This is a genomic window from Streptomyces sp. NPDC127119 (assembly GCF_042677425.1).
GTDB lineage: Bacteria > Actinomycetota > Actinomycetes > Streptomycetales > Streptomycetaceae > Streptomyces.
Genome location: NZ_JBHXTO010000064.1, coordinates 36,358 through 49,063, shown reverse-complemented (window position 1 = coordinate 49,063; position 12,706 = coordinate 36,358). Strand labels below are relative to the sequence as shown.

10 protein-coding genes, 2 rRNA genes and 2 pseudogenes are annotated in these 12,706 nt (G+C 71.6%); 12 read left to right on the top strand and 2 right to left on the bottom strand.

The window, feature by feature from the left end; translation table 11 throughout:
• From ACFVH5_RS25100 to ACFVH5_RS25085, 4 genes and pseudogenes are all read left to right on the top strand, one after another.
• Positions 1–74 (top strand): 23S ribosomal RNA (locus tag ACFVH5_RS25100); the annotation flags it as partial.
• 136 nt (positions 75–210) lie between these two features.
• Positions 211–327 (top strand): 5S ribosomal RNA (gene rrf, locus ACFVH5_RS25095).
• A gap of 124 nt (positions 328–451) precedes the next feature.
• Positions 452–1,345: pseudogene (locus ACFVH5_RS25090) on the top strand (hypothetical protein); the annotation flags it as partial.
• 249 nt (positions 1,346–1,594) lie between these two features.
• Positions 1,595–2,437 (top strand): hypothetical protein, encoded by an 843-nt coding sequence (locus tag ACFVH5_RS25085; RefSeq protein WP_385835999.1) that lies wholly within the window; start codon positions 1,595–1,597, stop codon positions 2,435–2,437.
• Positions 2,438–2,513: 76 nt separating this feature from the next.
• On the opposite strand, the gene ACFVH5_RS25080 is transcribed toward ACFVH5_RS25085, so the two are convergent.
• A complete protein-coding gene (locus ACFVH5_RS25080; protein WP_385835993.1) occupies positions 2,514–3,797 on the bottom strand; it encodes a DUF1015 domain-containing protein in 1,284 nt (427 codons plus the stop codon).
• 72 nt (positions 3,798–3,869) lie between these two features.
• Here ACFVH5_RS25080 and ACFVH5_RS25075 point away from each other — a divergent pair, with 72 nt between their 5' ends.
• The 4 genes from ACFVH5_RS25075 (at position 3,870) to ACFVH5_RS25060 (ending at position 8,042) form a co-directional block, all read left to right on the top strand.
• Positions 3,870–4,898 (top strand): HAD hydrolase-like protein, encoded by a 1,029-nt coding sequence (locus tag ACFVH5_RS25075; protein ID WP_384811677.1) that lies wholly within the window; start codon positions 3,870–3,872, stop codon positions 4,896–4,898.
• Between the two features lie 81 nt (positions 4,899–4,979).
• The gene (locus tag ACFVH5_RS25070) at positions 4,980–6,023 is read left to right on the top strand and encodes a FecCD family ABC transporter permease (protein ID WP_384811675.1); all 1,044 of its coding nucleotides are present in this window, start codon (positions 4,980–4,982) and stop codon (positions 6,021–6,023) included.
• 98 nt (positions 6,024–6,121) lie between these two features.
• Positions 6,122–7,123 carry a FecCD family ABC transporter permease gene (locus tag ACFVH5_RS25065; protein WP_385835997.1) on the top strand — a complete coding sequence of 334 codons (1,002 nt, stop codon included), beginning with the start codon at positions 6,122–6,124 and terminating at the stop codon, positions 7,121–7,123.
• Between the two features lie 94 nt (positions 7,124–7,217).
• A complete protein-coding gene (locus tag ACFVH5_RS25060; protein WP_385835992.1) occupies positions 7,218–8,042 on the top strand; it encodes an ABC transporter ATP-binding protein in 825 nt (274 codons plus the stop codon).
• A gap of 21 nt (positions 8,043–8,063) precedes the next feature.
• Here ACFVH5_RS25060 and ACFVH5_RS25055 read toward each other — a convergent pair whose 3' ends face one another.
• The gene (locus tag ACFVH5_RS25055; protein WP_385835990.1) at positions 8,064–8,411 is read right to left on the bottom strand and encodes a sterol-binding protein; all 348 of its coding nucleotides are present in this window, start codon (positions 8,409–8,411) and stop codon (positions 8,064–8,066) included.
• A 207-nt stretch (positions 8,412–8,618) separates the two neighbouring features.
• On the opposite strand from ACFVH5_RS25055, the pseudogene ACFVH5_RS25050 reads away from it, so the two are divergent.
• The 4 genes and pseudogenes from ACFVH5_RS25050 to recN all read left to right on the top strand — a co-directional run.
• A pseudogene (locus ACFVH5_RS25050) lies at positions 8,619–8,882 on the top strand (hypothetical protein); the annotation flags it as partial.
• Between the two features lie 7 nt (positions 8,883–8,889).
• Positions 8,890–9,705 carry a TlyA family RNA methyltransferase gene (locus ACFVH5_RS25045; protein WP_385835988.1) on the top strand — a complete coding sequence of 272 codons (816 nt, stop codon included), beginning with the start codon at positions 8,890–8,892 and terminating at the stop codon, positions 9,703–9,705.
• Positions 9,702–10,607, top strand: coding sequence for an NAD kinase (locus ACFVH5_RS25040; RefSeq protein ID WP_107021203.1), 906 nt, complete (start codon positions 9,702–9,704; stop codon positions 10,605–10,607). The genes ACFVH5_RS25045 and ACFVH5_RS25040 overlap by 4 nt, the downstream gene beginning before the upstream one ends.
• A gap of 279 nt (positions 10,608–10,886) precedes the next feature.
• A complete protein-coding gene (gene recN, locus ACFVH5_RS25035) occupies positions 10,887–12,629 on the top strand; it encodes a DNA repair protein RecN (RefSeq protein WP_384811666.1) in 1,743 nt (580 codons plus the stop codon).
• Positions 12,630–12,706 lie beyond the last annotated feature (77 nt).

Below are 12,706 nucleotides of genomic sequence, written 5' to 3'. Positions count from 1 at the left end.
GGTTGATAGGCCGGATGTGGAAGCCCTGTAAGGGGTGAAGCTGACCGGTACTAATAGGCCGAGGGCTTGTCCTCAGTTGCTCGCGTCCACTGTGTAGTTCCCAGACAACGAACGGTTGTGCTGGCTGAACAGTTCCACTAGTCAATTAAATAGTGTGCTTGTTCGCTGCCCGTTCACAGCTCTGCCTCGTGGTGGAGTGTCTGAAAGGGTTTCGGTGGTCATAGCGTGAGGGAAACGCCCGGTTACATTCCGAACCCGGAAGCTAAGCCTTACAGCGCCGATGGTACTGCAGGGGGGACCCTGTGGGAGAGTAGGACGCCGCCGAACAATACTTGAGGACCTCTGGTCCCAGCGACTCGCTGGGACCAGAGGTCCTTTTTTGTTTTCCCGAAGCGCGCCGGGTACCCGGCTGCGCGAGAATGACTTGCGGTACCGATGACAGGAGTCACCCATGTCCACCAACTCTCCCGACGAGCGACCGGAGCGCGATCAGCGACGCCGGGACAGTGGTGACCGCGGCGGCTACCGCGGAGGCCCGAGCCGCGACAACGATCGTGGTGGGGCCGGCAGGCGTGACGACAACCGTGGGGGTGGCGCGCGTCCGCCGTTCCGTCGTGATGACGAGCGTGGTGCTCCGCGCCGTGACAACGACCGCCCGCCGTTCCGTCGCGACGACCGCCGTGACGACAACCGCGGTGGCGGTGAGCGTGGTGGCTTCCGTCGCGACGACAACCGTGGCGGAAGCAGCGGTGGCGGTGACCGCGGCGGTTTCCGTGGCCGTGACGACCGCAGCGGCGGCGGTGACCGCGGCGGTTTCCGTCGTGACAACAACCGTGGCGGAGAGCGTCCCGCGTTCCGTCGTGACGATGACCGTGGTGCTCCGCGCCGTGACAACGACCGTCCGGCCTTCCGTCGCGACGACCGCCGTGACGACAACCGCGGTGGCGGCGACCGCCCGGCTTTCCGGCGCGACGACGACCGGGGCGGCTACCGCGGGCGCGATGACCGCCGCGACGACCGTGACCGCGGTGCTCCGCGCCGTGACAACGACCGCCCGCCGTTCCGCCGCGACGACCGCCGTGACGACAACCGCGGCGGTGGCGACCGCGGTGGCTTCCGTCGTGACGACAACCGTGGCGGCGAGCGTCCCGCGTTCCGTCGTGATGACGACCGTGGTGCTCCGCGCCGTGACAACGACCGCCCGGCCTTCCGCCGCGACGATCGTCGCGATGACAACCGCGGTGGCGGCGACCGGCCCCCCTTCCGTCGTGACGACAACCGTGGCGGCGGCGACCGTGGCGGCTTCAACCGCGACGACAACCGTGGTGGCGGCGATCGCGGCGGATTCCGTGGGCGGGACGACCGCGGCGGGCGCGACGACCGTGGCCGTGGCGGACCCCGCCGTGACGACAGCCGTGGTGGCCGCCCCAGTGGTGGCGGCTTCCGTGGCCGCGACGACCGTGGCGGCGACCGCAGCGGCGGCGGTGGCCGCTTCCGCGACGAGCGGGACCGCGACCGCGAGCCCATCAAGCGGCTGCCGATCCCGGACGACGTCACGGGCGAGGAGATCGACAAGGACGTACGCCAGGAGCTCATGAGCCTGCCGAAGGGTCTCGCTGACGACGTCTCCAGGAACCTGGTCATGGTGGCCCGGCTCATCGACGAGGACCCCGAGGGCGCGTACGGCTACTCCAGGGTCGCGCTGCGGCTCGCCTCGCGCGTCGCCGCCGTGCGGGAGGCGGCCGGCTTCGCCGCGTACGCGAACCAGAAGTACAGCGAGGCGCTGGCCGAGTTCAGGGCCGCGCGGCGCATGACCGGCAGCGTCGACCTGTGGCCCGTCATGGCGGACTGCGAGCGCGGCCTGGGACGCCCCGAGAAGGCGCTCGACATGGCCGGCGCCCCCGAGGTGCAGAAGCTCGACAAGGCCGGACAGGTCGAGATGCGGCTCGTGGCGGCCGGTGCACGACGGGACATGGACCAGCTCGAAGCGGCCATCGTCACGCTCCAGAGCCCCGAGCTGGCCTCCAACTCCGTCCAGCCCTGGACCGCGCGGCTGCGTTACGCGTACGCCGACGCGCTTCTGGCCGCCGGGCGTGAGGGCGAGGCCCGTGAGTGGTTCGCCAAGGCCGTCGAGTCCGACAAGGACGGCAGCACGGACGCCTCGGACCGTCTCGCGGAGCTCGACGGCGTCGAGTTCGTGGACGCGCTCGTCGACGACCAGAACGACGAGAACGACGCGGAGGCCGCAGTCGAGGACGTAGAGGCGCAGGAGCTCGACAGCGACATCGACGATGACGTTGACGTCGACGACGACAGCGACCTCGATGACGACCTCAATGACGAGGTCGAGGTCGAGGGTGACGACGACAGCGCTCCCGCGGCCGTGACCTCCGAGGCGCCGGCGGCAGACAAGGCCAAGACCGACCAGACGGACTGAGGTCGACGCGTAACAACACGAACGGGCGGGATTCCCTCAGGGGAGTCCCGCCCGTTCGTGTATCCGGAGAGTCGTGTCAGAGAAGTGCGCGCAGGACCAGCCCCGACGCCGGCTTCGGGCCGAAGGACGTCGACTTGCGGGGCATCGTGACGCCCTGGCTCGCCAGATCGCGTACGACCTCCTCGCGGACCGGGTGCATCAGGACGGCCGTGCCGCCGTCGCGCTCCGCCTTGTCGACCGTGGCGGCCGTGTCGTGGATGTACGCGATGTGCTCGGGAACGTCCGGGATCCGCCAGACATGGTCGAGGAGCGTGGCGTGCAGGACCGTCGCGTCGAGGGCGCGCCAGGCCTCCGGACGGTCGGCCGGAACCGTACGGGCGAGCAGGTCGGGGGAGGGGCGGTCGACGAGGTGGAAGGTGCCGTCGCCCGCAAGGAGGAAGGCATTTCCCTCGGCGGTCGCTACGGAGAGGGCCGACAGGGCCTCGGAGAGGGGGCCGTCGACCTGGCGTACGCGGAAGGAGCCGTCCAGGGCCGCGAGGGCTTCCGGCACCGGGAGGCGGTGCAGGAGACGGTGGATCGCGCGGACGCGCAGGGGATGCCGCGCGGTGTCCACCAGGAGGACCAGGCCGTAGTCCCAGGGGCTGGGGGAGGGGTGCTCCCCGCGGACCCGCAGATAGGTCGCCCAGCGATGGTGGCCGTCCGCGATGAGCGCCTGGCGGTGGGCCAGGTCCGTGTGGATCTCGGCGAGGTCGGACGGATCGGTGACCGCCCACAGACGATGGCTGAAGCCGTCCTCCGTGGTGGTGGACAGCAGGGGCGGGTGTTTCGCGGTGCGCTCGATGACGGCCGTCGTACCGGACATGCCGTCGCCCCGGTAGGTCAGCAGCAGGGGTTCGAGGTTCGCGGAGGTGGCCCGCATGAGGGCCGCGCGGTCCGCGACGACGTGCGGCATGACGTCCTCGTGCGGCAGCACCACGCCCTCCGACGGCTCCGACAGCCGCAGGGCGCCGATGACGCCCCGCTGGAACATGCCCTCGTCGTCCCGCTGCTCGTAGACGTACAGGCCAGGCCTGGAGTCGGTTCTCAGGACGCCCTCGGACACCCACCGGTGCAGGGTGTCCGCCGCCTGTTCGTTGCGGATGCCGGGCGTGGGGGCCTGCGGCAGGATCAGACGGACGATGTTGTGCGGGTCCGCCGACTCCAGATGGTGCAGGCCGTCGGGCCGTACGACCACGTCGTACGGCGGGGATGTGACGGCGGACAGGCTGCCGACCCGGTCGGGGTCGTAGCGCAGGCCCCGGAACGGGGTGAGGTCAAGGCCCATGCGTGCCGGTACGTCCGCGGTACCTGCCGTGTTCATTGATGCATCGTAAGTGTGTCAGTGCCATGAGCGATGATCGGGGGAAAGAGACCGAACGAGGAGCGATGCGTAATGAGCCAGACCGCGAGGACGCGGCCCGAGGGCAGCGACAGGGCCCTGAGCGAGGCGTACGACACGGCGCTGCTCGACCTGGACGGCGTGGTGTACGCGGGTGGCAACGCCATCGCGCACGCGGTCGAGTCGCTCGGCACGGCCCACACGGGCGGGATGCGCCTCGCGTACGTCACGAACAACGCGCTGCGCACGCCCGACTCCGTCGCGGAACACCTCACGGAACTGGGGATAGCGACCGAGGCGTCGGACGTCATCACCTCGGCGCAGGCCGTGGCCCGGCTGATCAGCGAGCAGCTGCCCCAGGGCGCGCGCGTGCTGGTGATCGGCGGGGAGGGACTGCGCGTCGCGCTGCGCGAGCGCGGTCTTGAGCCCGTCGAGTCGGCCGACGACGACCCGGCGGCCGTGGTGCAGGGCTTCGGCGGCCCCGACCTGGCGTGGGGGCGCTTCGCGGAGGCCTGCTACGCCATCGCGCGCGGGGTGCCGTGGTTCGCGTCCAACACCGACCTGACGATCCCCGGGGCGCGGGGCATCGCGCCGGGCAACGGGGCGGCCGTGGAGGTCGTACGGATCGCCACGGGTGCCGAGCCGCAGGTGGCGGGCAAGCCGCTGCCCCCGATGCACCGCGAGACGATCCTGCGGACCGGGGCGAAGCGGCCGCTGGTCGTCGGGGACCGGCTCGACACGGACATCGAGGGCGCGTTCAACGGCGAGGTGGACTCGTTGCTCGTACTCACCGGAGTGACCGACGGCGCGCAGCTCCTCGCCGCGCCTCCGCAGCACCGGCCGACCTATGTGGACGCAGATCTGAGGGGGATGCTGACCGGGCAGCCCGAGGTGGTCGAGGCGGGTGACGGCTTCCGGTGCGGGGGTTACACGGCGACGGCAGGCGGCGAGAGGCTGGAACTGGACGGTGACGGCGAGCCCATGGACGGGCTGAGGGCGCTGTGCGCCGCCGCCTGGACGGCGGGCGGCGACGCGGCCTGCGAGCTGGACGGAGGCAAGGCGCTGGCCCGGCTCGGGCTCTGAGGGCGGCTCAAGGCCCTCACGGGGCCCGGTCACCGCGACCGCCGATCGAAGCACAATGCAAGTTAGGCTAACCTAACTGCCGTGTTGGTCGACAGTCCCCCCGAACAGAGCGCGGAGACCGCCCCCGCGCCCCCCAGGCGCCGGGCGGTCCGAGCCGCAGGGCTCCTCCTCTCCCTCGCCGTGCTGGTGCTCGTCGCCCTGGCGAGCATCGCCGTCGGCGCGAAAGAGCTGTCCCTGGAACAGGTCTGGCACGGCCTGTTCCAGGACTCCGGTACGTACGGCGACGTCGTGGTGGGGGAGCGGCTGTCGCGTACGGTCCTCGGGCTGCTCGTCGGCGCCGCGCTCGGCCTCGCCGGGGCCGTGCTCCAGGCGCTCACCCGCAACCCGCTCGCCGACCCCGGGCTCCTCGGCATCAACGCGGGCGCGTCCGCCGCGGTCGTCACGGCGATCACCTTCTTCGGCGTCACCTCGCTGAACGGCTATGTGTGGTTCGCCTTCGCGGGCGCGGCCGTGGTCGGAGTGCTCGTGTTCTTCCTCGGCGGCAGCCGGGGCGCCACGCCGGTGCGGCTCGCCCTCGCCGGCACCGCGATCAGCGCCGCGCTCTACGGCTATCTCCAGGCCGTGATGATCACGGACGAGGCGGCGCTCGGCAAGATGCGCTTCTGGACGGTCGGTTCGCTGGCCTCGGCCACCAACGACATCATCTGGCAGGTGCTGCCGTTCCTCGCGGCCGGTACGGTCCTCGCGCTGGCCCTCGCCCGGCCGCTGAACGCCATGGCCATGGGCGACGACACCGCCCGTGCGCTGGGCGCGCATCTGAACCGCACCCGCGCCCTGTCCATGGCCGCCGCCACCGTGCTGTGCGGGGCCGCGACCGCCGCCTGCGGGCCGATCGTCTTCGTGGGGCTGATGGTCCCGCACGTCGTGCGGTCCTTCACCGGCCCCGACCTGCGCTGGATCCTGCCGTACGCCACCGTGCTGTCGCCGGTGCTGCTGCTCGGCGCCGACGTGATCGGCCGGATCGTGGCGCGGCCCGCGGAACTCCAGGTCGGCATCGTCACCGCGATCCTCGGCGGCCCGGTCTTCATCTTTCTCGTACGACGGCGGAGGACGGCACAGCTGTGAAGGCCCCACGCAACCAGGCCCCACGCAACCAGGCCGAGACCACGCAGGCGCCGCCCGCCCGGGTCTCCCGCGGCCGTACGGTCCGTACCGTCGGCGGGCTGTCGGTCCGGGTCGACGTCCGCGCGTTCACGGTCGTCGTCCTGCTGCTGGTGGCGGCGCTCACCGCGAGCGTCGTACTCATCGGCACCGGCGACTTCCCGATATCCCCAGGCGACGTCGTCCGCACGCTGCTCGGCGACGGGAACGCGGGCCAGGAGTTCATCGTCAACGACCTGCGGCTGCCGCGCGTCCTGGTGGGGCTCCTGGTCGGCGCCTCGCTCGGACTCGGCGGCGCGCTCTTCCAGGCCATCTCCCGCAATCCGCTGGGCAGTCCGGACGTGCTCGGCCTCGGGCAGGGCTCGACGGCCGGCGCGCTCGTGATGATCGTGCTGTTCTCCGGGACCGCCAGGCAGGTCACCGTCGGCGCGCTGATCGGCGGTCTGGTGACCGGGCTCGCCATCTATCTGCTCGCCTGGAAGAGGGGCGTGCACGGCTACCGGCTCGTCCTGGTCGGTATCGGTGTCTCCGCGATCGTCACGGCCGTCAACGGCTATCTGATCACCAAGGCCGACCTCGTCGACGCGACCCGCGCGGTCGTCTGGATGACCGGCTCCCTCAACGGCCGCGACTGGGAACAGGTCTGGCCCCTGCTCGGCCTGTGCGCCGTACTCGTCCCGCTGGTCCTCGGCAACGCGCGCGCCCTGCGGATGCTGGAGATGGGCGACGACGTGGCGTACGCGCTCGGTGTGCGTGTGGAGCGGACGCGGCTGCTGCTGTTGCTCGCCGCCGTGCTGCTCACCGCGTCGGCCACCGCCGCCGCGGGCCCGGTCGGCTTCGTCGCGCTCACCGCGCCACAGCTCGCACGGCGCCTGACCCGCTCACCTGGACCTAATCTGGTACCCGCGATGTGCATGGGCGCCACCCTCCTGGTGGTCGCGGACTGGGCCTCGCAGCGGATCTTCGGAGCCGACCAGCTGCCCGTCGGCGTGGTGACCGGAATCCTCGGCGGTATCTATCTGCTGTGGCTCCTGGTCACCGAGCGCAAAGCGGGCCGCATATGAACCGGCCGCATATGAACGAGCCGCACAGGAACCCCGGCCCCGTTTCCCACCCGACGGCCGTGCCCGTGCCGACGGCCACCCCCGAAGGAGCACTGTGAACCGCCTGTCCGCCGAGGACGTCACCCTCGCCTATGACCAGCGCGTCATCGCCGAGCAGTTGTCGGTCGAGATACCGGACAACTCGTTCACGGTGATCGTCGGCCCCAACGCCTGCGGCAAGTCCACCCTGCTGCGTGCCCTGTCCCGCATGCTGAAGCCGTGCCAGGGCCGGGTCCTCCTCGACGGGCAGGCCATCCAGTCGATGCCCGCGAAGAGGGTGGCGAGGACGCTCGGACTGCTCCCGCAGTCGTCCATCGCGCCGGACGGCATCACCGTCGGCGACCTCGTGGGGCGCGGTCGCTACCCGCACCAGGGGCTGCTGCGCCAGTGGTCCACCGACGACGAGCGGATCGTACGGGAGTCCATGACGTCCACCGGGGTCGCCGAACTGGCCGACCGGTATGTCGACGAGCTCTCCGGAGGGCAGCGGCAGCGCGTGTGGATCGCCATGGCGCTCGCCCAGCAGACCCCGCTGCTGCTGCTCGACGAGCCGACCACCTTCCTCGACATCCAGCACCAGATCGACGTACTCGACCTGTGTGCCGAGCTCCACGAGGAGCAGGGCCGCACCCTGGTGGCCGTACTGCACGACCTCAACCACGCCGCCCGCTACGCCACCCATCTCATCGCCCTGCGCGACGGCGCGGTGATCGCGGAGGGCGCCCCGGCGGACATCGTCACGGCCGAACTGGTCGAGGAGGTCTTCGGACTGCGCTGCCAGGTCATCGACGACCCGGAGACGGGCACACCACTGGTGGTGCCGGCGGCGCGCAAAGCCCGTACGGCCGCCGTCCCGTCGGTCGGCGTCGGCAAGGGCTGAGCAGGGCGGGCCGGGTGGCGGTCAGAGCAGCTTTCTGAGCCGGATCAGGTCGCGCAGGCCCGCTTCGAGCTTGACGCGGCCCGAGCCCCAGGCCTTCGCGAAATGCAGCTCGCCGTCGACCATCGCGACCAGGTCGTCGCCGGTCATCGCGAGCCGGATCTCGGCCTTTTCGGGCGGCGGGCCCTCGACCGTGTCGAGCACCACGATCCGGCTGTCCCGCAGACGGCCCACGAAGGTGATGTCCAGGTCGGTGACACGGCAGCTCAGGGAGCGGTCCAACGCGACCGCGCTCTGTACGTCACCGTTCGCGCCGGCCATGTTGTCCGAGAGTTTGTCGAGTGCGCTGCGGCACTCCTCGATCGTCGCCATCGTGATCGACGGTACCTCAGCGCTTCGCGGTAGCGTCGGGGCATGAGCGAGTCCATGACCGGCCCGGAGACCGAGAGCCCCGGTACGGATCCCTTCGGTACGGATCACCTCGGTACGCAGCCTTTCGGTACGGAGCCGGAGACTGAGCCGCACGCCGAGTCCGATTCCGAGTCCGAGTCCGATGCCGGGCACGGTCCCGACGCCCGGCCCGAGTACGACCCCGCCGCCCCCGCCCCGCTGTACGTGCCGCGCACACCGACCGGTGACGCCGAGGTAGACGCCCTGCTCGACCGGCTGGCCGACGCGGACCACCTCGGCACGGACGGCCACGTGGAGGTGTACGAGGATGTGCACCGGGGGCTGCGCGACGCGCTCACCGCGCTCGACACCCGCCCGGGACCTCCGGCGCCCCCCGCGCCGGACAGCAGCAGTAACCACAGCGCTGGCAACAGCTACAGCAACAGGAGCTGAACCGAACGTGGCAGGAGTGGCACGACGCCGCCTCGACGCCGAGCTGGTCCGACGCAAACTCGCCCGCTCGCGCGAGCACGCCGGACAGCTGATCGCCGCCGGACGCGTCACCGTCGGCAAGAACCTCGCGACCAAACCCGCCACCCAGGTGGAGACCGCGGCCCCCATCCTGGTCAGCCAGGACGACAACGACCCGGACTACGTCTCGCGCGGCGGCCACAAGCTCGCGGGGGCCCTGGAGGCCTTCGTACCGCTGGGTCTTGAGGTCCAGGGGCGGCGGGCTCTCGACGCCGGAGCCTCGACCGGCGGGTTCACCGATGTGCTGCTCCGCGCGGGCGTCTCGCACGTCCTCGCCGTGGACGTCGGCTACGGGCAGTTGGCGTGGTCTCTCCGAAGTGATGAACGCGTCACCGTCAAGGACCGTACGAACGTACGCGAGTTGACGTTGGAGGCGATCGATGGGGAGCCGGTGGATCTTGTAGTCGGTGACTTGTCCTTCATCCCGCTCGGCCTGGTGCTGCCCGCCCTTGTGCGGTGCGCGGCACCCGATGCCGACCTGGTGATGATGGTCAAGCCGCAGTTCGAGGTGGGCAGGGAACGGCTCGGGAGCGGCGGCGTCGTCCGCAGCCCCGAACTGCGGGCGGACGCCGTGCGCGGTGTGGCCCGCCAGGCGGGGGACCTGGGACTCGGGGTGAAGGGTGTGACGGCCAGTCCGCTGCCCGGACCCTCGGGGAATGTCGAGTACTTTCTGTGGCTGCGTGCCGGGGCACCCGCACTGGACCCGGCCGACGTTGACCGTGCAGTGGCGGAGGGGCCGCGTTGACCGACACCCGATCTCGTACCGTTTTCCTGCTCGCCCACACCGGACGGCCCGCGGCCATCCGCAGTGCCGAGCTCGTCGTCGAGGGGCTGCTGCGCTCCGGCCTCGGCGTACGCGTCCTGGAGGCGGAGGCGGCCGATCTGCCGCTGCCGCCGACCGTGGAGCTCGTCAAGGAGGCGACTCCGGAGTGCCTCGACGGATGTGAACTGCTGATCGTCCTCGGCGGTGACGGCACGCTGCTGCGCGGCGCCGAGTTCGCCCGCGCGTCCGGCGTGCCGATGCTCGGCGTCAACCTGGGGCGCGTCGGCTTCCTCGCCGAAGCCGAGCGCGACGACCTCGACAAGGTCGTCGACCGGGTGGTGACGCGGGCGTACGAGGTCGAGGAGCGGATGACCGTCGACGTCGTCGTGCACAGCAACGGCGACGTCGTGCACACGGACTGGGCGCTCAACGAGGCCGCCGTGCAGAAGGCGGGCGCCGAGAAGCTGCTCGAAGTGGTCCTGGAGATCGACGGGCGGCCGGTGACCGGCTTCGGCTGCGACGGGATCGTCCTGTCGACGCCGACCGGGTCCACCGCGTACGCGTTCTCCGCGGGCGGGCCCGTGGTGTGGCCGGAGGTCGAGGCGCTGCTCATGGTGCCGATCAGTGCGCACGCGCTGTTCGCCAAGCCGTTGGTGACCTCGCCGAACTCGGTCCTCGCCGTGGAGATCCTGCCGCACATCCCGCCAGGGGTGCTGTGGTGTGACGGGCGGCGCACGATCGAGCTGCCGCCGGGTGCGCGGGTCGAGGTTCGGCGCGGGGCCGTGCCGGTGCGGCTGGCTCGGTTGCACCATGCGTCGTTCACCGACCGGCTGGTGGCCAAGTTCGCGCTGCCCGTCGCGGGGTGGCGGGGCGCGCCCCACTAGGCGCCGCCAGGCGCTCCGCTGCCGGGAGGGTGATGAACCTGCGGGTGCGTGGGGGCCGGCCGCGCAGTTCCCCGCGCCCCTCAAAAACGGGGCTGTGCCCCAGCTTTTGCCCCATTAGGGGCGCGGGGAACGGCGCAATCTTTTGTCTTTCAGGGGCGCGGGCAACTGCGCGGCGAGCCACAGGCGACCGTCAGCCGGGGCTCGGGCGGACCGGGTGGTCACACCTGGACGTTTGTGCAGGGAATGGGGCGGCGTCGCGCCGGGTGGGGGAAACCTCGTATGGTCATGTCCGTGTTGGAGGAGATGCGGATACGGTCGCTCGGAGTCATCGACGACGCGGTGGTCGAGCTGTCGCCCGGCTTCACCGCGGTCACCGGTGAGACCGGTGCGGGCAAGACGATGGTGGTCACCAGCCTGGGCCTGCTGATGGGCGGACGCGCCGACGCCGCCCTCGTGCGGATCGGGGCCAAGAGCGCGGTCGTGGAGGGACGGATCTCCGTCCCCGACGGCGCCTCTGCGGTCGTACGGGCCGAGGAGGCCGGCGCGGAACTCGACGACGGCATGCTGCTCATCAGCCGTACCGTTTCCGCCGAGGGCCGCTCGCGCGCGCATCTCGGCGGGCGTTCGGTGCCGGTGGGGCTGCTCGCCGAACTCGCCGACGACCTGGTGGCCGTGCACGGGCAGACCGACCAGCAGGGGCTGCTCAAACTGTCCCGGCAGCGGCAGGCCCTCGACCGGTACGCGGGCGACGCGGTCGCCGTGCCGCTGGCCAAGTACACGGGCGCCTACCGCCGGCTGCGTGCCATCACCACCGAACTGGACCAGATCACCACGCGCGCCCGTGAACGCGCCCAGGAAGCCGACATGCTGCGCTTCGGGCTCGACGAGATCGCCGGCGTGGAGCCCAGGGCGGGCGAGGACGTGGAGCTCGCCGCCGAGGCCGAGCGGCTCGGGCACGCGGAGGCGCTCGCGTCGGCCGCCACGGTCGCGCACGCCGCCCTCGCGGGTAACCCGGAGGACCCGGAGGGCATCGACGCCACGACACTCGTCGCGGGCGCCCACCGGGCCCTGGAGGCCGTACGGTCCCACGACGCGGCCCTGGGCGCCCTCGCGGGCCGTATCGGCGAGATCGGCATCCTGCTGGGCGACGTGGCGGGGGAGCTGGCGGGCTACGCCGACGACCTCGACGCGGATCCCCTGCGGCTCGCGGCGGTCGAGGAGCGGCGTGCCGCGCTCACCGCGCTGACCCGCAAGTACGGCGCGGACGTGGACGCGGTGCTGACCTACGCCGAGCAGAGCGCCGCGCGACTGCTGGAACTGGACGGCGACGACGACCGCATCGGCGAACTGACCGCCGAGCGGGACGCGCTGCGGGCCGAGCTGGGCGGACTGGCGCAGGCCCTCACCGACGCCCGTACGGAGGCCGCCGAGCGGTTCGCCGCCGCCGTGACCGCCGAACTGGCCTCGCTCGCCATGCCGCACGCGCGCGTGTCGTTCGAGATCCGGCAGACCGAGGACCCGGAGGGCGTCGAGGTCGGCGGACGTCCCGTCTCGTACGGGCCCGCCGGGTGCGACGAGGTCGAACTGCTCCTCGCCCCGCACCCGGGAGCACCGCCGCGGCCCATCGCCAAGGGCGCGTCCGGCGGTGAACTGTCCCGGGTCATGCTCGCGGTCGAGGTCGTGTTCGCCGGTACGGACCCGGTGCCCACGTATCTCTTCGACGAGGTCGACGCCGGTGTCGGCGGCAAGGCGGCCGTCGAGATCGGCAGGCGGCTCGCGAAGCTCGCCAGGAGCGCGCAGGTCGTCGTCGTCACCCACCTCCCGCAGGTGGCCGCGTTCGCCGACCGGCAACTGCTGGTCGAGAAGACCAACGACGGCTCGGTGACCCGCTCCGGCGTGAAGGTCCTGGAGGGCGAGGAGCGCATCCGTGAGCTCTCCCGGATGCTGGCCGGCCAGGAGGACTCGGAGACGGCACGGGCCCACGCGGAGGAACTGCTGGCGACGGCCCGGGCGGACGGATAGGAGCACGGGCAGGGGCGCGAAGGGGGTGTGAAGCGGGGCTTGTCAGGGACGATGTCCGCCCCTGACTGTCTTCGGAC